At 67.3% G+C, this 19376-nt stretch carries 18 protein-coding genes; 7 read left to right on the forward strand and 11 right to left on the reverse strand.

Annotation, left to right across the window (positions count from 1 at the left end; all coding sequences use genetic code 11):
* The first annotated feature begins 3 nt into the window (after window positions 1-3).
* From trpC to glp, 3 genes are read left to right on the forward strand one after another with little or no spacing between them, the layout of a single operon-like run.
* Window positions 4-816, forward strand: coding sequence for an indole-3-glycerol phosphate synthase TrpC (gene trpC / locus B7Z76_RS08530; protein ID WP_174504698.1), 813 nt, complete (start codon window positions 4-6; stop codon window positions 814-816).
* Window positions 813-1286: a cyclic pyranopterin monophosphate synthase MoaC gene (moaC, locus tag B7Z76_RS08535; RefSeq protein WP_291343342.1), complete on the forward strand. Its 474-nt coding sequence runs from the start codon at window positions 813-815 to the stop codon at window positions 1284-1286. The genes trpC and moaC overlap by 4 nt, the downstream gene beginning before the upstream one ends.
* Before the next feature lie 3 nt (window positions 1287-1289).
* Window positions 1290-2495, forward strand: coding sequence for a gephyrin-like molybdotransferase Glp (gene glp, locus B7Z76_RS08540; protein WP_291343344.1), 1206 nt, complete (start codon window positions 1290-1292; stop codon window positions 2493-2495).
* A gap of 59 nt (window positions 2496-2554) precedes the next feature.
* On the opposite strand, the gene B7Z76_RS08545 is transcribed toward glp, so the two are convergent.
* From B7Z76_RS08545 to rho, 4 genes are all read right to left on the reverse strand, one after another.
* Window positions 2555-2962 (reverse strand): DUF4149 domain-containing protein, encoded by a 408-nt coding sequence (locus B7Z76_RS08545; protein ID WP_236656494.1) that lies wholly within the window; start codon window positions 2960-2962, stop codon window positions 2555-2557.
* Window positions 2963-2966: 4 nt separating this feature from the next.
* Window positions 2967-4274 carry an adenosylhomocysteinase gene (gene ahcY / locus B7Z76_RS08550; RefSeq protein ID WP_174504701.1) on the reverse strand — a complete coding sequence of 436 codons (1308 nt, stop codon included), beginning with the start codon at window positions 4272-4274 and terminating at the stop codon, window positions 2967-2969.
* 75 nt (window positions 4275-4349) lie between these two features.
* Window positions 4350-4979, reverse strand: coding sequence for a LysE family translocator (locus B7Z76_RS08555; RefSeq protein WP_174504702.1), 630 nt, complete (start codon window positions 4977-4979; stop codon window positions 4350-4352).
* Between the two features lie 2 nt (window positions 4980-4981).
* On the reverse strand, window positions 4982-6256 hold the full coding sequence (rho, locus tag B7Z76_RS08560) for a transcription termination factor Rho (protein ID WP_174504703.1): 1275 nt from the start codon (window positions 6254-6256) through the stop codon (window positions 4982-4984).
* A 250-nt stretch (window positions 6257-6506) separates the two neighbouring features.
* Between rho and B7Z76_RS08565 the strand changes: the two genes are divergently transcribed.
* From B7Z76_RS08565 to tldD, 3 genes are read left to right on the forward strand one after another with little or no spacing between them, the layout of a single operon-like run.
* Window positions 6507-7610, forward strand: a complete 1104-nt coding sequence (locus B7Z76_RS08565) for a COX15/CtaA family protein (RefSeq protein WP_174504704.1) — start codon at window positions 6507-6509, stop codon at window positions 7608-7610.
* Window positions 7607-8683: a COX15/CtaA family protein gene (locus tag B7Z76_RS08570; RefSeq protein ID WP_291343349.1), complete on the forward strand. Its 1077-nt coding sequence runs from the start codon at window positions 7607-7609 to the stop codon at window positions 8681-8683. Before B7Z76_RS08565 ends, B7Z76_RS08570 begins: the two co-directional genes overlap by 4 nt.
* Window positions 8680-10131, forward strand: coding sequence for a metalloprotease TldD (tldD, locus tag B7Z76_RS08575; protein ID WP_291343351.1), 1452 nt, complete (start codon window positions 8680-8682; stop codon window positions 10129-10131). The genes B7Z76_RS08570 and tldD overlap by 4 nt, the downstream gene beginning before the upstream one ends.
* Before the next feature lie 64 nt (window positions 10132-10195).
* Here tldD and B7Z76_RS08580 read toward each other — a convergent pair whose 3' ends face one another.
* The 3 genes from B7Z76_RS08580 to tkt form a co-directional block, all read right to left on the reverse strand.
* On the reverse strand, window positions 10196-11389 hold the full coding sequence (locus tag B7Z76_RS08580; RefSeq protein ID WP_291343353.1) for a phosphoglycerate kinase: 1194 nt from the start codon (window positions 11387-11389) through the stop codon (window positions 10196-10198).
* A complete protein-coding gene (gap, locus tag B7Z76_RS08585) occupies window positions 11389-12402 on the reverse strand; it encodes a type I glyceraldehyde-3-phosphate dehydrogenase (RefSeq protein WP_291343355.1) in 1014 nt (337 codons plus the stop codon). Before gap ends, B7Z76_RS08580 begins: the two co-directional genes overlap by 1 nt.
* A gap of 64 nt (window positions 12403-12466) precedes the next feature.
* Window positions 12467-14500 (reverse strand): transketolase, encoded by a 2034-nt coding sequence (gene tkt / locus B7Z76_RS08590; RefSeq protein ID WP_291343357.1) that lies wholly within the window; start codon window positions 14498-14500, stop codon window positions 12467-12469.
* A 299-nt stretch (window positions 14501-14799) separates the two neighbouring features.
* On the opposite strand from tkt, the gene B7Z76_RS08595 reads away from it, so the two are divergent.
* Complete coding sequence (locus B7Z76_RS08595) at window positions 14800-16551, forward strand: ABC transporter ATP-binding protein/permease (protein WP_291343359.1); 1752 nt, start codon at window positions 14800-14802, stop codon at window positions 16549-16551.
* A 116-nt stretch (window positions 16552-16667) separates the two neighbouring features.
* Here B7Z76_RS08595 and B7Z76_RS08600 read toward each other — a convergent pair whose 3' ends face one another.
* The 4 genes from B7Z76_RS08600 to B7Z76_RS08615 all read right to left on the reverse strand — a co-directional run.
* Window positions 16668-17573 (reverse strand): glycosyltransferase, encoded by a 906-nt coding sequence (locus B7Z76_RS08600; RefSeq protein WP_291343361.1) that lies wholly within the window; start codon window positions 17571-17573, stop codon window positions 16668-16670.
* Window positions 17570-18475 (reverse strand): dTDP-4-dehydrorhamnose reductase, encoded by a 906-nt coding sequence (rfbD, locus tag B7Z76_RS08605; protein ID WP_291343363.1) that lies wholly within the window; start codon window positions 18473-18475, stop codon window positions 17570-17572. Before rfbD ends, B7Z76_RS08600 begins: the two co-directional genes overlap by 4 nt.
* A gap of 1 nt (window position 18476) precedes the next feature.
* Window positions 18477-19031, reverse strand: coding sequence for a dTDP-4-dehydrorhamnose 3,5-epimerase (gene rfbC / locus B7Z76_RS08610; protein ID WP_174504713.1), 555 nt, complete (start codon window positions 19029-19031; stop codon window positions 18477-18479).
* Window positions 19028-19376: sugar phosphate nucleotidyltransferase (locus B7Z76_RS08615; protein ID WP_291343365.1), on the reverse strand; the 349-nt coding region annotated here is incomplete at its 5' end. The genes B7Z76_RS08615 and rfbC, both read right to left, overlap by 4 nt.

Below are 19376 nucleotides of genomic sequence, written 5' to 3' on the forward strand. Positions count from 1 at the left end.
CCAATGAACGAGACGATCGAACAGGACGTGCTGAAGACGATCTGCGCCGACAAGCTAGCCGAGGTTGAGGCGGCGAAAGCGGAGACCGGGCTTGAGGAGATGCGCGCACGGGCGAAGGATGCGCCGCCGCCGCGCGGCTTCGCCCGGGCACTGATGGATGCTGCGGCCTCCGGGCGGACCGGGTTGATCGCCGAGGTCAAGAAGGCGTCGCCCTCGGCCGGGCTGATCCGCGCTGATTTCGACCCGGCGGCGATTGCCCGCGCCTATCAGGAGGGCGGGGCGGTGTGCCTTTCGGTGCTGACCGACCGGAAATATTTCCAGGGCGAGGTGGCGCATCTGCAGGCGGCGCGCGAGGCGGTGGACCTGCCGGTACTGCGCAAGGATTTCATCCTCGACGAGTGGCAGATCTACGAAAGCCGCGCGATGGGGGCGGACTGCATCCTGCTGATCATGGCGGCGCTGAGCGACGAGCAGGCGCGGGCGTTCGAGGAGCTGGCGAGCGCGCTCGACATGAGCGTGCTGGTGGAAGTGCATGACGAGGCGGAGCTTGATCGCGCGCTTGGGCTGCAGGCCCGGTTGATCGGCATCAACAACCGCAATCTCAAGACGATGCAGACCGATATTGCGGTCTCGGAGCGGCTGGCCGGGCAGATCCCGCCGGAGCGCTTTGTGGTCGCGGAAAGCGGCATCCGCGACTATGCCGACATCACCAGGCTGAAGGCGGTGGGGGTGCAGGGCATCCTGGTCGGCGAGAGCCTGATGCGGCAGGGCGACATCGTCGCCGCGACGCGCCGGCTGCTCGGGCTCGGGGCATGAGCCTCACCCATATCGACGAGCGTGGGGCGGCGCGGATGGTCGATGTCTCGGGCAAGGCCGAGACGGCGCGGGAAGCCACCGCCGCCTGCCACGTGACGATGCGGGCGGAGACCCTGGCGCTGGTGACCGCGGGCACGGCGAAAAAGGGCGACGTGCTGGCGACGGCGCGGATTGCCGGGATCATGGCGGCGAAGCGGACCTCGGAGCTGATCCCGCTCTGCCATCCGCTGGCGATTGCCGGGGTGATCGTGGAGCTGGAGCCGGATGCGGCGTTGCCGGGCATCCGCATCGCGGCGACGGTGAAGACCACCGGGCCGACCGGGGTGGAGATGGAGGCGCTGACCGCGGCCTCGGTCGCGGCGCTGACGGTATATGACATGCTGAAGGCGGCGGAGCGGGAGATGCGGATCGAGGGGCTGCGGGTGATCCGCAAGTCCGGCGGGAAATCGGGCGATTTCAGACAGGAGTAAGCGATGATCAGCGTCGAGGAGGCACGAGCGCGGATTCTGGCGCTGATGGCGCCGACCGGCGCGGAAATCGTCCCGCTGGCGGCGGCTGCGGGTCGGGTGCTGGCCGAGCCGGTGGTCGCACGGCTGACCCAGCCGCCGCATGACGTTTCGGCGATGGACGGGTTCGCGTTGCGCGCCGCCGATGGCGTGGCGGGGACGCGGCTGCGGGTGATTGGCGCGGCGCCGGCAGGGCACCCGTTCGCGGGGACGGTGGGGCCGGGCGAGGCGGTGCGGCTGTTCACCGGCAGCGTGGTGCCGGCCGGGGCGGACGCTATCATCATTCAGGAAGACACCGAGCATGACGACGCCTCTGTGACGCTGCGCGAGGCGGCGCGGCCGGGGCGGCATATCCGCCGGGCGGGCCAGGATTTCGCTGCCGGCGAGACGCTGCTGGCGCCGGGGCGGGTGCTGGGCGCGCGTGATGTCGGGCTGGCGGCGGCGGCGAACCATCCCTGGCTCGCGGTGCGGCGGCGGTCGGTTGTCGCGGTGCTGGCGACTGGCGACGAGATCGCCATGCCGGGCGAGCCGATTCCGCCGGGCGGCATCGTCAGTTCCAATTCGCACGCGCTGGCGGCCTATATCCGTGCGGTGGGTGGCGAGGCAATGATCCTGCCGGTGGCGCCGGACGATCGCGCCGCGATCGGGGCGGCGGCGGAAGCGGCGGCGCGGGCCGACCTGCTGGTGACGACCGGGGGGGCGAGCGTCGGCGCGCATGACCTGGTGCAGGCGGGGCTGGCCGAGCGGGGGCTCGACGTCGATTTCTGGAAGATCGCGATGCGGCCGGGCAAGCCGCTGATGGCGGGGATGCTGGGCGGCGTGCCGGTGCTGGGGCTGCCGGGGAATCCGGTGTCAGCGCTGGTCTGCGCGGTGCTGTTCCTCGGCCCGGCGATCGCGCGGCTGACCGGGCGGGCGGACGATGCGCCGCCGACCGAAGCCGCGCGCTGCACCGTGGCGCTGGCGGCGAACGATCATCGGGCGGACCATCTGCGGGCGACGCTGGCGCGGGATGCGGCGGGCGACTGGAGCGTGACGCCGTTTCCGGTGCAGGATTCGGCGATGCTGAGCCGGTTGGCGCAGGCCGATGCGCTGCTGCTGCGTGCGCCAAATGCACCGGCCGAGCCGGAAGGCGCGATCGTGCGGGTGATCAGGCTCGACTCATGCGGGATGTGAGCAGTTTCTGATCCAGGAGATCAAAATCCGCTCACAAGCCTTTGCCATTTCAAAAAAAATCAGACGGCGAGGCCGGCCAGCAGGACGAAGACGATCACGAACTGGACGGCGTTGACCCAGACCGAAAGCCGGTGGCCGCGCTGGAAATCGACCTGATTGCCAGCGTCGCGCACCGCATTGAGATGCGGCATCCATTCGAGCCAGAGCCAGAGGGTGACGCCGGTGACGATCACCGCCAGCAGCGCGTACCACGGGTTGCCGCGGATCAGCAGGCCGATGGCGGCGAGCGCCGAGGTGACAATGATGAACAGGTAGTAGCGCGGGAAGGCGGCCCGGATGAACGGGCCGGCCACGTCCGGCGGCAGCTTCGAGAAGACCAGCGGGGTCATCACCCCGCCGAAGAACAGCATGCCGCCGAACAGGGCGGCGAGCGCCATGACCGCGATGAAGCTGCCCATCTCCGTCATCTCCTCAGTAGCGGTAGTCGTCGTGCTTGAAGGGGCCGGCGGCCTCGACGCCGATATACTCCGCCTGCGCCCGGCTCAGCTTCGTCAGCTTGGCGCCGACCTTCTCGAGATGCAGGGCCGCGACCTTTTCGTCGAGATGCTTGGGCAGGACGTAGACCTTCCGCTCGTAGCGGCCGGACGGTGCGTTCCACAGCTCGATCTGCGCGAGAACCTGGTTGGTGAAGCTCGCCGACATGACGAAGGAGGGGTGCCCGGTGGCGTTGCCGAGATTGACCAGCCGGCCCTCGGAGAGAACGATCAGGCGCTTGCCGTCGGGGAAGACGACCTCGTCGACCTGCGGCTTCACGTTTTCCCACTTGTAGTTGCGCAGGCTCTCGATCTGGATCTCGGAGTCAAAGTGCCCGATATTGCAGACGATGGCGCGGTGCTTCATCGCCCGCATGTGGTCGGCGGTGATGACGTCGATATTGCCGGTGGCGGTGACGAAGATGTCGCCCTTCGGCGCGGCCTCGTCCATCGTGATGACTTCGTAGCCTTCCATCGCCGCCTGGAGGGCGCAGATCGGGTCGATTTCGGTCACCATCACGCGGCAGCCGGCATTGCGCAGGCTGGCGGCCGAGCCCTTGCCGACATCGCCGAAGCCGGCGACGACGGCGATCTTGCCGGCCATCATCACATCGGTGCCGCGGCGGATGCCGTCGACCAGGCTTTCGCGGCAGCCATAGAGATTGTCGAATTTCGACTTGGTGACGCTGTCGTTCACGTTGATGGCGGGGCAGAGCAGCGAGCCGTCGCGCGCCATTTCGCGCAGGCGATGCACGCCCGTCGTGGTTTCCTCGGAGATGCCACGGATGTCGGCCATCATTTCGGGGTATTTGTCGTGCATCAGCTTGGTGAGGTCGCCGCCGTCATCGAGGATCATGTTCGGCGTCCAGCCGTCCGGGCCGCGCACCGTCTGTTCGATGCACCACCAGAATTCCTCCTCGTTCATGCCCTTCCAGGCGAAGACCGGCACGCCGGCGGCGGCCACACCGGCGGCGGCGTGGTCCTGGGTCGAGAAGATGTTGCAGGACGACCAGCGGACGGTGGCGCCGAGATCGACCAGGGTTTCGATCAGCACCGCGGTCTGGATCGTCATGTGCAGGCAGCCGGCGATGCGCGCACCCTTGAGCGGCTTTGATGTCCCGAATTCCGCACGCAGGGCCATCAGGCCCGGCATTTCGGTTTCAGCCATCGAGATTTCCTTGCGGCCCCAGTCGGCGAGTGTGATGTCGCGGACCTTGTAATCCGTGGGCTGGTTGGCGTCGGGCATACGAATGTCTCCGTCTGGATTCTGGTCGGGATATAGGGGGTGGTCGGGTGATTGCAAAACGTTTCGGCGAGCGGATTACACCGCCGCGCCGAGGATGCGTGCGCCGATCGCGATCAGCAGCGTGCCGACGGTGCGCTCGATCCACAGCCCGGCGCGGCGATAGGCGCGCTGGACGCGGGCGCCGGAGAACAGCAGGGTGACCAGGCAATACCAGGCGGCTTCCTGCAAGCCGACGACCGCGATGGCGGCAAAGGTCATCCAGAGCGGGATATGGGCGGGCAACAGGGCAACGAAGATGCTGGTGAAGAAGATCACGATCTTCGGATTGCCGAGATTGAGTGCTGCGCCGGTGGCGACGGCGCGCAGGAAGCCAAAGCTGCCATTGCCGGCGGGGCCGGCAAGGTCGAGCTTCGGCGGCGGGGCGCGCCAGGCGCTGATGCCGATCCAGACCAGATACAGGCCGCCGGCGATCTGGATCGCCTCATAGAGCGTTGCGAAACGGGCCATTACGAGGGACACGCCGAAGCAGGCGGCGGCGGCCCAGGTGGTGGCCGCAATGGCGACACCGAGGCTGAGGCCGAAGCCCGCCGCCCTGCCGCGCCCGGCCGCTGCCCGGCTGACCAGCAGGAAGGCCGGGCCGGGGCTGATGATGCCGATGAAGTTGGCGAGCGCCAGTTCGGCCAGCGGCAGTGCGTAGGGTGACATGGTCAGGTGTTCATGGCCTCGAAGAAGTCGTTGTTGGTCTTGCTGTATTTTAGCTTGTCGAGCAGGAAGTCCATGGCCTCGCCGGGGCCCATCGGGTTGAGGATGCGACGCAGCACCCACATTTTCGACAGCGTCGCGCGCTCCACCAGCAGCTCTTCCTTGCGGGTGCCCGACTTGGTGATGTCGATCGCCGGGAAGGTGCGCTTGTCGGAGAGCTTGCGGTCGAGGATGAGTTCGGAGTTGCCGGTGCCCTTGAACTCTTCGAAGATCACCTCGTCCATGCGGCTGCCAGTGTCGATCAGCGCGGTGGCGATGATGGTGAGCGAGCCGCCTTCTTCGATGTTGCGCGCGGCGCCGAAGAAGCGCTTCGGCTTCTGCAGGGCGTTGGCATCGACGCCGCCGGTGAGCACCTTGCCCGAGGAGGGGACGACCGCGTTGTAGGCGCGGGCGAGGCGGGTGATCGAGTCGAGCAGGATCACCACGTCGCGCTTGTGCTCGACGAGGCGCTTGGCCTTTTCCAGCACCATCTCGGTGACCTGGACGTGGCGGGTCGCCGGTTCGTCGAAGGTGGAGGCGACGACCTCGCCCTTCACGGTGCGGGCCATGTCGGTCACTTCCTCGGGGCGCTCGTCGATCAGCAGCACGATGAGGAAGGCTTCGGGGTGGTTGGCTGAGATCGAGGTGGCGATGCTCTGCAGCATTACCGTCTTGCCGGTGCGCGGCGGGGCGACGATGAGGGCGCGCTGGCCCTTGCCGATCGGGGCGATGAGATCCATCACCCGGGCGGTGTAGTCCTTCTGCTGGCCCTTGGCCGGCGGCGGCGCGTCCTCGACTTCCATCCGCAGGCGCTGGTTGGGATAGAGCGGGGTGAGGTTGTCGAAATTGATCCGGTGGCGCACCGCGTCCGGCGCCTCGAAATTGATCGTGTCGACCTTCTGCAGCGAGAAATAGCGCTCGCCTTCCTTGGGCGCGCGGATCTCGCCGGCGACGGTGTCGCCGGTGCGCAGGCCGAATCGGCGGATCTGCGCCGGAGAGACGTAGATGTCATCCGGCCCGGGGAGGTAGTTGCTCTGCGGGCTGCGCAGGAAGCCGAACCCGTCGGGCAGGGTTTCCAGCGTGCCGTCGCCATGGATCGCCTGGTCGTTCTCGGCATAGGCCTTGAGAATGGCGAACATCATGTCCTGCTTGCGCAGCGACGACGCGTTCTCGACCTGCAGTTCCTCGGCGAGGTTGAGCAGGTCGGTCGGGGATTTGGCCTTGAGTTCGGCGAGCTTCATGGGGATTCCGCGAGGTGAGGTGCCCGTGGCGTAAAAGGGGACGGGCCGGTTCGGAGTGTAATTGGGAGAATGCCCGGTAACGAGCCGGAGGCGGCGGGCGTGTTTGTCCCGCTGTGACGCACACATGGCGCAACTGCGGCGCGAGGTCAAGATTGAACGAAAGGGCAGATCACCGCGAGACGCGGGTTTACAAGCCGGATTTCAGGTGCAAATCCGCGTCTGGTAACGGACAGATGCGGGAAATTGTCTGATGGCATCGCAATCGGTGGCGGGTTTTGCCGGCTCTTTGGGCACACGCGAGGCGCGGGCGGCAAGCCCGGAAAGCCGGCGGATGGTGGCGATCTGGCTGTTCGTCAGCTTCGCGCTGATCGTCGAGATGTTCGGAATCGGCGCCTATGTGCAGAACATGAATGCCGGCCTGTCGATCATGACGTGGCAGCCGGTCTCGGGCGTCATTCCGCCGCTGACCCATGCGGCGTGGGAGCGGATGTTCGCGCTCTACAAGACGATTCCGCAATACAAGCAGCTCAATCACGGCATGGACCTTGCCGGGTTCAAGGCGATTTTCTGGCCGGAATGGATCCACCGGATGTGGGGCCGGCTGCTCGGCTTCGATTTCGGCGTGCCTCTGGCCTGGTTCCTCTGGACCGGGCGGATCGAGCGGCGGCTGCGGCCCTGGCTGGTGACGCTGTTCGTCCTGGGTGGGGTGCAGGGGCTGATCGGCTGGTGGATGGTCGCCTCCGGCTTCCAGCCGGGGCTGACCGAGGTTTCGGTGTTCCGGCTCTCGGTGCACTATTGTTTCGCGACCCTGCTCGCGATTGCCGTGTTCGCCACCGCGCTGACCGTGCTGAAGCCGGCCGAGGCGCGGCTGCCGCCGGCGGAGGCTGCGCGCTATGCGGGGGTGCGGCGGATCGCGATGGGCTCGATCGTGCTGATCGTGATCGCCATCGTGGCGGGGACGTTCCTCTCCGGAACCCATGCCTATACGATCGATAACACGTTCCCGCTGATGCAGGGGCGCTGGGTGCCGCCGGATTACGCGGCGCTGCATCCGTTCTGGACCAATTTATTCCTCAACAAGGCGGCGACGCAGTTCGACCACCGGCTGCTCGGCACGGTGGCGGCGGCGGGCGTGCTGGCTGCGGTGGTAGTGGCGGTCCGCGCCGACCTGCCGGCGCGGGCGCGCGACGCGTTCCTGGTGATGGGCGCGCTGCTGATCGTGCAGTATATTCTCGGCGTGACCACGCTCGTCTCGAAAATCCTGGATATCGGCATCGTGCACCAGCTCAACGCGGTGCTGCTGCTGGCGGCCGCGGTGTGGGCCTGGTTCGAACTGCGCGGGCGGCCGGCATGAGCGGGACGGCGGCGCGGGGGGACCGGCTGGTCGGCACCTGGCTGCTCGTCATCTGTTTCATGATCTTCGGCATGGTGGTGGGCGGCGGCCATGCGCGGACGATCGGCGCGGGGTTCGTGATCCAGACCTGGCAGCCCTTTACCGGCATCATCCCGCCGCTGACCCATGCCGCATGGGAGCACGCCTTCGGCCTCTACAAGGCGACGGCGCAGTATCAGGCGATGCAGTCGAAGATGACGCTCGCTCAGTTCCAGTCGCTCTATCTGCCGATGTTCCTCGACCGCGACTGGGGACGGTTGATGGCGGTGGTGTTCCTGGTGCCGCTGGCGGTTTTCCGGCTGCGGGGGCGGATTTCGAACCGGCTGGCGGCCTGGCTGCTGTTCCTGTTCGCGCTCGGCGCCGGCGAGGCGGCGATGGGCTGGTACATGACCTATCAGGGCATGACGAGCCGTATCCTGCAGCCTTCGCCGCTCTATCTCGGGCCGCATTTCGTGCTGGCGATGCTGATCTTCACCGCAATGCTGTGGACCGCGCTGACGCTGCGTTCTCCCGAACCCGTGAGGCTGCCGGGCCTCGCCCGGTTGCGCGGGCTGCTGAGCGTCTCGATCGGGCTGATCATCGCCACGATCGGCCTCGGCGCGCTGGTGGCGGCGAGCGGCGCGCTCAAGGTTTACAATACATTCCCGCTGATGGACGGCCACGCGCTGCCGCCGCATGCGCTGGCGCTGAATCCGCTCTGGCTCAATTTCCTCGCCAACAAGGCAACGGTGCAGTTCGATCACCGGGTGGTGGCGACGGTGACGGCGATCGTTGTCGTCATCGCGGCGGCGATGGGGCTGCGCGCGCCGGTGGGGGCGAAGGCACGCGACCTGTTCCTGCTCTTGGCCGGGCTGGTTTCGCTCCAATATATTCTTGGCATGAGCACGCTGGTCTCGGGTATGGCCGAACTCGGCTATGTGCACGAGCTGAACGCCGTGCTTCTGCTCGCCGCCTGCATCGCCTGCCGCCACGCTCTGCGGGGTGCGACGGCGGCGGTGCCGCTTCCCGCCTATGAAATGAAGGCCGCTGAATGATGTCCGACACGATGCAAGACATGCTCGCCACCGCCGACCGGCTGTTCCATGGCAATGACGGGCTCGACGTGATCGAGGCGCGGCGGGCCATCGCCCCCGTGCTGGAGGCCGCCGACGATGGCGAGCTGTTCCTGGAATATCGCGAATCCGAGGTGGTGAGCCTGGATGACGGGCGGATCCGCAATGCGAATTTCGACAGCCGGCGCGGTTTCGGCCTGCGCGCGGTGACCGGCGAGGCGGCGGTCTATGCCCATGCCGGGGAGATTTCCGACGCGGCCCTGGCGCGCGCGGTGGAGACGCTGCGCGCGGCGCGGCAGGGCGATGCCGGCACGGTGGCGGTCGCCCCCGCGGCGGCAACGCGCAGGCTCTATACCGAACATAATCCGCTCGCGGAGATGCCCTTCGCGGCGCGGGCGGCGCTGCTCGGCGAGATCGACGCCTATGCCCGCGGCGCCGATCCGCGCGTGGTGCAGGTGATGGCGAGCCTGGCCGGCGAGTGGCAGGTGGTCGAGATCCTGCGGGCGGATGGGGTGCGCGTGGCCGATGTGCGGCCGCTGGTGGTGCTGCATGTTTCCGTGGTGATGGAGCAGGACGGGCGGCGCGAATCCGGCGGCCACGGCGCCGGCGGGCGCGCGACCTATGAGGGCGTGACGGCGCCGGCCTTCTGGCGGGCGGCTGTGGACGAATCGATCCGCAAGGCGGCGCTGAACCTCGACAGCGTGCCGGCGCCGGCCGGCGAGATGCCGGTGGTGCTCGGCGCGGGCTGGCCGGGCATTCTGCTGCATGAGGCGATCGGGCATGGGCTGGAGGGCGATTTCAACCGCAAGAAGACCTCGGCCTTTGCCGGGCTGATGGGCAAGCGCGTTGGCTCGAAAGGTGTCACCGTGGTCGATGACGGCACGATCCCTGACCGGCGCGGTTCGCTGAGCGTGGATGACGAAGGGACGCCGAGCGGGCGCACCGTGCTCATCGAGGACGGCATCCTGACCGGCTACATGCAGGACCGGCAGAACGCGCGGCTGATGGGCATGACGCCGACGGGCAATGGGCGGCGGCAATCCTACGCGCATCTGCCGATGCCGCGGATGACCAACACCATCATGCTGGAAGGCGAGGCCAGCCAGGAGGACATGATCCGCTCGGTCAAGCGCGGCATCTATGCGGCGAATTTCGGCGGCGGGCAGGTCGATATCACCTCGGGCAAGTTCGTGTTCACCGCCTCGGAAGCCTACCTGATCGAGGATGGGCGGGTCGGCGCACCGGTGAAGGGGGCGACGCTGATCGGCAACGGGCCGGACGCGCTGACCCGGGTGGAGATGATCGGCAATGACCTGGAACTCGATCCCGGCATCGGCACCTGCGGCAAGAACGGGCAGGGCGTGCCGGTGGGCGTCGGGCAGCCGAGCATCCTGATGGGCGGGCTGACGGTGGGCGGCACCGCCTCCTGAAACGATGACCGCCGGCCCGGGGAACCGGACCGGCGGGTTCAGACGTCGATGGCGCGCCGATCGATCAGCGCGGCGTGAGCGCTGCCACTCCCGGCAGGGTCTTGCCTTCCATCCACTCAAGAAAGGCGCCGCCGGCCGAGGAGACATAGGTCAGGCGATCGGTGACGCCGGCAAGGCGGAGTGCGGCCACCGTGTCGCCGCCACCGGCGACCGAGATCAGCCCGCCGGCCGTGGCCTCCGCCACCGCAGCGGCGAGGCGCATGGTCGAGGCGTCGAAAGGCGGGGTCTCGAAGGCGCCGAGCGGGCCGTTCCAGATCAGCGTTTTCAGCGCTTTCACCGCAGCGATGATTGCCTCGGTGGTGGCGGGGCCGACATCGAGCGCCATTGCGTTCGCCGGCACCGCGTTCGCCGGTACGGTTTCGGTGGGCGGGTTCGGCGCGAAGGTCTCGCTGACCACGAAATCCGACGGCAGCAGGATTCGGCAGCCATGCGTCGCCGCGGCTTCGACGATGGCGCGGGCGGTATCGTGCAGGGCGGGTTCCTGCAGCGACTTGCCGAGTTCCGCGCCCTGGGCGGCAAGGAAGGTGTTCGCCATCGCGCCGCCGATCACCAGCAGGTCGACCTTGGTGATCAGGTTGGTCAGCAGGTCGAGTTTGGTGGAGACTTTCGAGCCGCCGACGATGGCGCCGACCGGGCGCTTCGGGTGGCTGAGCGCGGCTTCGAGGGCGGCCAGCTCGGCCTGCATCAGCCGGCCGGCATAGGCGGGCAGGAGATGGGCGAGACCCTCGGTGGTGGCGTGGGCGCGGTGGGCGGCGGAGAAGGCGTCGTTGACGAAGATGTCGCCATTGGCGGCGATCGCCTTCGCCAGGCCAGCGTCGTTGCTCTCCTCGCCGGGATGGAAGCGGGTGTTTTCCAGCACGAGGATGTCGCCCTCCGCCATCGCGGCGACGGCAGCCCCGGCCTCGGGGCCGATGCAGTCAGCGGCGAAGGCGGTGGGCCGGCGCAGCACCTCACCGAGCGCGGCGGCGACGGGGCGGAGCGACATCTCCGGCACGACCTTGCCCTTCGGCCGGTCGAAATGCGACAGCACGATCACCTTCGCACCCTTGCCGGCGAGCTCGACGATGGTCGGCGAGAGGCGCTCGATGCGGGTGAGGTCGGTGATCCGGCCGTCGCGCAGCGGGACGTTGAGGTCGGCGCGCACGAGGACGCGCTTTCCCCTGACATCGACCCCGTCGAGCGGGCGCCATTCCGCCATCAGAGCGATCCGAACAGGGCGGCGGTGTCGCTCATCCGGTTCGAGAAGCCCCATTCATTGTCGTACCAGCCCATGACGCGGGTGAGCGCGTTGTTGATCACTGCGGTCTGCGGCGCGTCGAAGCTGCAGGAATAGGCGACGTGGTTGAAGTCGGCGCTGACCAGGGCCTCGGTCGAATAGTCGAGGATGCCCTTGAGCTTGCCCTCGGCGGCGGCCTTCATCGCCGCGTTGATCTCGTCCTTGCTGGCCTGCTTCTTCAGGTTCACGTCGAGCGAGACGAGCGAGACGTTCGGGGTGGGCACGCGGATCGCGGTGCCGTCGAGCTTGCCCTGGAGCTCGGGCAGGACGAGGCCGACGGCGCGGGCCGCGCCCGTGGTGGTCGGGATCATCGAGAGGGCGGCGGCGCGGGCGCGGTGACGATCCTTGTGCAGGGTGTCCACCGTCTTCTGGTCGCCGGTATAGGAGTGGATGGTGACCATGTAGCCACGCTCGATCCCGAAGGTCTCGTGCAGCACCATCGCCATCGGTGCGAGGCAGTTGGTGGTGCAGGAGGCGTTGGAGATGATCGTCATGTCCTTTGTCAGCGTGTGGTGGTTCACGCCGTAGACGATGGTGGCGTCCACCCCGTCGGCCGGGGCGGAGACCAGGACCTTGCGGGCGCCGGCCTCGATCAGCTTCGCCGCGGCGTCGCGCTTGGTGAACAGGCCGGTGCATTCCATCGCCACGTCGACGCCCTGCATCGGTACCTTCGCCGGGTCGCGCTCGGCGGAGACGCGGATCGGCGCGTAGGTGCGGCCGGCATTGGTGATGACTATGCTGTCACCCTTCACCTCGACGGTGCCGGGGAAGCGGCCATGCACCGAGTCGTAGCGGAGCAGGTGGGCGTTGTCCTCGACGCTTCCGAGGTCGTTGATCAGGACGCATTCGACGTCGGAACGCCCGCTCTCGATCATCGCGCGCAGTACGAGGCGCCCGATGCGGCCGAATCCGTTGATCGCGACTTTGACGGTCATGTGAAGAAGTCTCCCTCGAAAACGTTCAGGTGAGCCGGAGGCGGTGATAGTGTCGATGGCGGAATTACAGCTTCGCTTTCACTGCCGCAACGATCGCCTCGGCGGTGATGCCGAAATGCTGGAACAGCTTCTGGTATGGCGCGCTGGCGCCGAAGCCGTGCATGCCGATGAAGGAGCCATCGGCCCCGAGCAGGCGTTCCCAGCCGAACCCGACCGCCGCCTCGACGCCGACTCGCGGAGCCTCGCCCAGCACCTCGGTGCGGTAGCCGGGGTCCTGGCGATCGAGCAGTTCGAAGCTCGGCACCGATGCCACGGCGACCGCGATGCCCTCGGCCGCCAGCATCTCGCGCGCCTTGAGCGCAAGGGCGACTTCCGAGCCGGTCGCGAGGATGGTGGCGCGGCGCGGCCCCTCGGCCGGGGCGACGACATAGCCGCCGCGGGCGGAGAGGTTTTCAGCGCCGTGGTCGCGCGGCAGGGTCGGCATCGCCTGGCGGCTGAGTACGAGCAGGACGGGGCCGTCCTTGTGCTTCAGCGCGATGTCCCAGCATTCGGCGGTTTCCATCGCATCGCCGGGGCGCAGCACCAGGACATTGGGCATGGCGCGGAACGAGGCGAGATGCTCGACCGGCTGGTGGGTTGGCCCATCCTCGCCGAGGCCGATCGAATCGTGGGTGAGCACGAAGATCGACCGGATGCGCATCAGCGCCGCGAGGCGGATGGCGGGGCGGCAATAGTCGGAGAAGATGAAGAACGTGCCGCCATAGGGGATCAGCCCGCCATGCAGGGCGAGGCCGTTCAGCGTCGTGCCCATGCCGTGCTCGCGCACGCCGAAATGGATGTAGCGACCGGAATGGTCCTTCTCGGTGAACACGCCCATCGACTTCACGAAGGTGTTGTTCGAGGGGGTGAGGTCGGCCGAGCCGCCGACCATTTCGGGGACCACGGGCACCACCGCGTCGAGCGCCATCTGGCTGGCCTGGCGGGTGGCGATGTTGGGCTTCTCGGCAGCGATCTTCTCGCGCAGGGCGGCCATCGCGGTGGTGTAGTCGGGCGGCAGGTCACCGGCGAGGGCGGCATCGAAGGCAGCGCGCTGGTTGCTCGCTGCGTGGCGCTTTGCCCAGGCCCGGTGCGCGCCGGCGCTGCGCGCCCCGGCCGCGCGCCAGGGGGCGAGGATGTCGTCCGGTACGGTGAAGGGCGGCGCGGTCCAGCCGAGCAGGGCCTTGGCGGCCGCTGCTTCGTCGGCGCCGAGGGGCGAACCGTGGGTGGCCGGGGTGCCGGCCTTTTTCGGCGCGCCGAAGCCGATGATGGTACGGCAGGAGATCAGCGTCGGCTTGCGGCTGCGCAGGGCGAAGCGGATGGCGGATTCGATCTGCTCTGGGTCATGCCCGTCGATCCGGCGGGTAGCCCAGCCATAGCCGGCGAAGCGCTTGAGCACGTCGTCGGTCATCGAGATGTCGGTGCCGCCGTCGATCGAGATTTCGTTGTCATCGTAAAAGACGGTGAGCTTGTTCAGGCCGAGATGCCCGGCGATGGCGCAGGCCTCGTGGGACACGCCTTCCATCATGTCGCCATCCGAGGCGATGACCCAGGTGCGGTGGTCGACCATGCCCTTGCCGAAGCGGGCGGCGAGCATGCGCTCGGCGAGGGCGAAGCCGGTCGCCGTGGAAATGCCCTGGCCGAGCGGACCGGTGGTCATTTCGATGGCCGGATGCTCGATCCGCTCGGGATGGCCGGCGGCGCGGGCGCCGAGCTGGCGGAACTGGCGCAGATCGTCGATCGACATGCCCTCGTAGCCGGTGAGGTGCAGCAGCGCATAGAGCAGCATCGAGCCGTGGCCGGCGGAGAGGATGAAGCGGTCGCGGTCCGGCCAGTGCGGATCGGCGGCGTCGAACTTCATGAATTTCGTCCACAGCACGGTCGCGACATCGGCCATGCCCATCGGCATGCCGGGATGGCCGGACTTCGCGGCCTCGACGCCGTCGATCGCCAGCGCGCGAACGGCGTTGGCAAGCTGCCGCATCTCGGTCATCGGGCGGGCGAGAACCGCGTTCTGGCGCTCCAGCGCAATCTCGTTGCCGGCGGTGTCGCTACTGGCCATGTCATCCCTCCTGTTCGGGCCCCGGTCTTAAGACCCGCGCCCGGCATCGGCAAGTCGGCTTTGAGCAATGCCCGTCAGGCATGATTGAGCCCGAAGGGACGCGCGCGATGATCCGGAGGTTTGAAGCCGGGGCGCGATATTCAACCGCCGAGCCGGCTTCCGCGCTCACGATGGCGCGAGAGCGATGCGCCGGAATGCGCCCGAATGCGCCCGGATGCTGATGATATGGCGCTGCCGGCTGGTCTTGCGCCATCCGCGCCTATATGGGGGCGGGAACACCTGTGGATGCGGAGACAGAGATGGACGACGAGCTCGCCCGGACCGGATTTTTCTACCGCCTGTTTTACGTCGCCAAGCCGTTCTTCCGCTCTGAGGAGCGGCGGATCGCCTGGGGGCTGATGATCGTCAACGTCGTCATGGTGCTGGTGATCGTGGCGATGAACTACGCGCTGACGGTCTGGAACGGATCGTTCTTCGATGCGATGCAGCGCTACGACGTGGCGAAAATCTGGCGCCTGTTCTGGATCTTTCTCGGGCTGGCGGCGATGGTCGTGGTGATCAACACGGCGAGCCAGTATCTCGTGCAGATCTTCCAGATCCGCTGGCGGCGGTGGATGACCGGACACATGGTCGATGGCTGGATGGACCGGCAGGCGCATTACCGGATGCAGCTCGACGACCGCGATGTCGACAATCCCGACCAGCGCATCTCCGACGATATCGATTTCTTCACCGGCCAGACGGTGAACCTGCCGCTCAATGCCTTGCAGTCGGTTGTCACGATCGTCTCGTTCTCGGTGATGCTCTGGTTGCTCAGCCGCAATCTCCGGCTGTTCGGCGTCTATGTTCCCGGCCTGCTGCTGTGGATGAACCTGGTCTATGCGATCGGCGGCACGTGGCTGATCCTGATCATCGGCAAGCCATTGTTCTGGCTCAACAATATCCAGCAGCGCATGCAGGGAAACTTCCGCTTCGAGCTGGTCCGCGTGCGGGACAATTCCGAGGCCATCGCGACGGCGCAGAGCGGGGCCGCGGAGGCAACGCGGCTGAAGCGGAATTTCGCGCCGGTGGTGGAGATATTCTATCGCCGGATCTACCGCACGGTATTCGTCAACACGTTCAACTTCTCGTTCAACACGTTGGGCGGGCTGCTTGCTTTTGGCCTGGTGATCCCGTCCTATCTCGCCAAGCGGATCCTGATCGGCACGGTCTCGCAGACCAACAACGCCTTTGGCCAGACCCAGCAGGCCTTTGCCTTCATCCTCAACAATTTCAGCTCGATCGGGCAGGGTTATCTGTCGATCACCGAATGGCGGGCGGTCGTCGATCGTCTCTACGCGCTGGAGGTGAGCCTGCGGCATCATCACGAAGCCGCGGCGGCGCCGCGGATCGTCTATGAGCGCGGGGACGATGCGGGGCTTGCGATCGAACGCCTCTCGCTCACCCTGCCGGACGGACGCAAGCTGCTCGATGCGCTCGATCTGCGGGTTGCCCCCGGCGAGAGGCTCCTGCTCAACGGGCCGACAGGATCGGGGAAGAGCACGCTGGTCCGCGCCATCGCCGGGATCTGGCCTTTCGGCGAGGGGCGGGTGACGAGGCCCGCCGGACGGATGCTGTTCGTGCCGCAGCGGCCGTATCTCGCGAATGGCCGGTTGATCGAAAGCATCGGCTTTCCCTATGCCGAGGCGCTCGATCCCGCTTCGGTGGCAGCGGTGCTGCAACGGGTGGGGCTTGGCCATCTCGTCGACCGGCTCGATTCCGAGCAGGCATGGGACCGCGAACTTTCGCTCGGCGAACAGCAGCGGATCGGCTTTGCGCGCTGCGTGCTGCTCCGCCCGGATGTGGTGATCCTCGACGAGGCGACTTCCTCGCTGGACGAGGCCTATGAGGCCTCGATGTATCAGATCCTGCTCGAGGAATTACCGGAGGCGACGATCATCAGCGTCGGCCATCGCTCGACCATCATCCGCTACCACACCCGGCGACTCCACCTTGCCGGAGATGGCGGCTGGCGGGTGGAGATGCTGACGGCCGGGGAGCCTGCGAAATAGGCAGGCGTCCCTTTGGAGCACTTTCCGATCCTTTTGGATCGGATGTAGTGCTCTATCACATTGATAAACAGAGCATCTTTATCCGATCAGATGATTCCATCTGATCGGATGATGCTCTAGCCGAGGACGAACCAGAGGCGGAACAGCAGGTTTTCGAGCGGCGTCTGCCGTGACAGCCCGGGGCAGCGTATGGCGCTGAGGCGTGGGGCGAAGCCGCCATCGAGTCCGGCGGCGATGCGGGCGAGATCGGCGCGCGCCGTGGCGGCGAGCAGGTCGCCATGCGCCTCCAGCTGGCGGACATGACGCCGCATCATCGTCATGAAGATATCAGGGCCGCGTTTTATCGCACCGACGGCGCGGGCCACGGTCGTGCGGGGCGATCCGATCAGGTTACCCTCGTGCTGCCGGTAGAGCACGACCGGCTTGGGATCGACCGTGATCGAGCCACCGCAGGCGCTGACCACGATGTAGCTCCACCAGTCATGCACCGTGCCGGCCGGGCCAGGGATGCGGCAGATGAGGTCGGCGGCGGCGCGATTCATGACCGCCGTATTGCCATGGACGACGTTCTGCGTGAGGCAGGCCGGAAAGCCGGGTTTGCGGGCGGGCAGGTTCGAGAGCCGGCGGCTCTGGAGATTGGCATCGACCAGATACTGCCGGGCAGTATAGAGGCGCGGGCCTGAATTCTGCCCGCTCAGCGCCAGCCGGGCACGGGCGAGCTTTTCGGGCAGCCAGACATCGTCCTGATCGGCGAAGGCGATGATCCGTGCGTCTTTCGCAGCGGCGAGAAGGGAAAGGAAGCTCTGCCCGGCGCCGAGATGTATGCCGGAATTGGGCGCCTCGCGGCAGCGTTCGGCGCCGATGCGGCCGGCGAAACCGGCCATGATCTCCCGTGTCGCATCCGACGAGCCGTCATCACGCCAGAGCAGGCACCAGTTGCGATCGGTCTGCGCCTCGAAGCTCGCGAGCTGGTCGGACAGAAACTGCGCACCGTTATAGGTGGAGAGCAGGATGGTGATCACGATGCGCGCTCCTGGGCGAGGAGTGCGGGGACGATGCGGGCGGTGGCGTCTTTCCAGTGGGGGAGAGCGAGGCCGAAGGTTTGTTGGAGTTTTGTAGTGTCGAGCCGGGAGTCGGCGGGGCGGCGTGTGGGGGTGGGCCAGTCTGCGGTGGCGATGGGGATGATATCGGGGTGCGGCGTGCCGTGGCGGGCGGCGATGGCGAGGATTTCGGTGGCGAAGCCGTGCCAGGTGGTGTCGCCGGCGCTGGTGGCGTGGAAGATGCCGGCGAAGCCGGGCTGCCATCCCGCGGCGACGATGCGGGCGGCGATGGCGAGGATGGCTTCGGCGAGATCTTCGGCGGCGGTGGGGGCGCCGCGCTGGTCGGCGACGACGCGCAGCGCCGACAGGCGGGAGGCGGCGGCGATCATGGTGCGGGCGAAATTCTTGCCGGTGGCGGAAAACACCCAGGCGGTGCGGAGGATGATGGCCTCGGCGCCAGAGGCGAGAATGGCGGCCTCGCCGGCGGCCTTGCTTTCGCCATAGACGCCGAGCGGGGCGATCGGGTCGGTTTCGGTGTAGGGCGCGCCCTTGGTGCCGTCGAACACATAGTCGGTCGAGACATGGATGAGGGGGATACCGCGGGCGCGGCAGAGAGTGGCGAGGGTGGCGGGGCCGTCGCGATTGGCGCGGAAGGCGGCGTCGGCGCTGGCTTCCGCGGCGTCGATGGCGGTCCAGGCGGCGGCGTTGACGACGAGGGCGGGATCCGCGTCGGCGAGGGCTGCGGCGATTGTTTCCGGTGCGTCGAAATCGAAGCCGGGGCGGCCGACAGCGTGGAATCGGGTGTTGGTTCTGGCCGCGTGCAAGGACAAAGCATGGCCGAGCTGGCCGCTCACACCAGTGATCAGGATCGGGCGGGTATCCATCTCAGATCCTGAACCAGGGATCGGCCTCGGCAAGGCGGGGCAGGAGATTGTCCTTGTTCGAGAGCAGGGCGCCATCGGCGGGGATCGGCCAGGGCAAAGCGAGATCGGGGTCGTTCCAGATGACGCCACGCTCGGAGGCTTTGTCGTAAGGGGCGGTGACCTTGTAGACGACCTCTGTTTCGGGCTCGATCGTGCAGAACCCGTGCAGGAAGCCGGGCGGGATCCAGAGCTGGGCGCCGTTGGCGGCGGAGAGTTCGGCAGCGGCAAAGTGGCCGAAGCTCGGTGAGCCGTGGCGGATATCGACCGCGACATCCCAGATCGCGCCGCGGATGCAGCGGACGAGCTTGCCCTGGACAAAGGGGGCGATCTGGCAGTGCAGGCCGCGGATGGTGCCGGGGCGGGTGGAGGAGGAATGGTTGTCCTGCACGAAGGATTCGGTGAAACCGAGGGCGTCCAGCTTCGCCTGATTCCAGGTTTCGCTGAACCAGCCGCGGGAATCGGCGAAGCGTGGCGGGGTGACGAGCTTCACCTCGGGGAGGTTGAGGGACTCGATCATGCCGCCTCTCCATCCGCAAGTTCGTGCAACACGCGGCCGAGCGCGGTCTTGCCGAGGAGGGCGGCGTGATGGCGCAATGTGTCGGCATAGATGAAGCCCATGCGGAAGGCGACTTCCTCGGGGCAGCCGACAAGCTGTCCCTGGCGCGCCTGGATGGTCTGCACGAAGGTTGCGGCCTGGAGCAGGGAGTCGGGAGTGCCGGCGTCGAGCCAGGCGGTGCCGCGGCCGAGGCGCTCGACGGTGAGCGAACCGTCGTCGAGATAGAGGCGGTTGAGATCGGTGATCTCGAGTTCGCCGCGCGCCGAGGGGCGGATGCGGTGGGCGAACTCCGTCACCCGGTGATCA

The organism is Acidiphilium sp. 20-67-58, assembly GCF_002255515.1.
Classification (GTDB): Bacteria; Pseudomonadota; Alphaproteobacteria; order Acetobacterales; family Acetobacteraceae; genus Acidiphilium.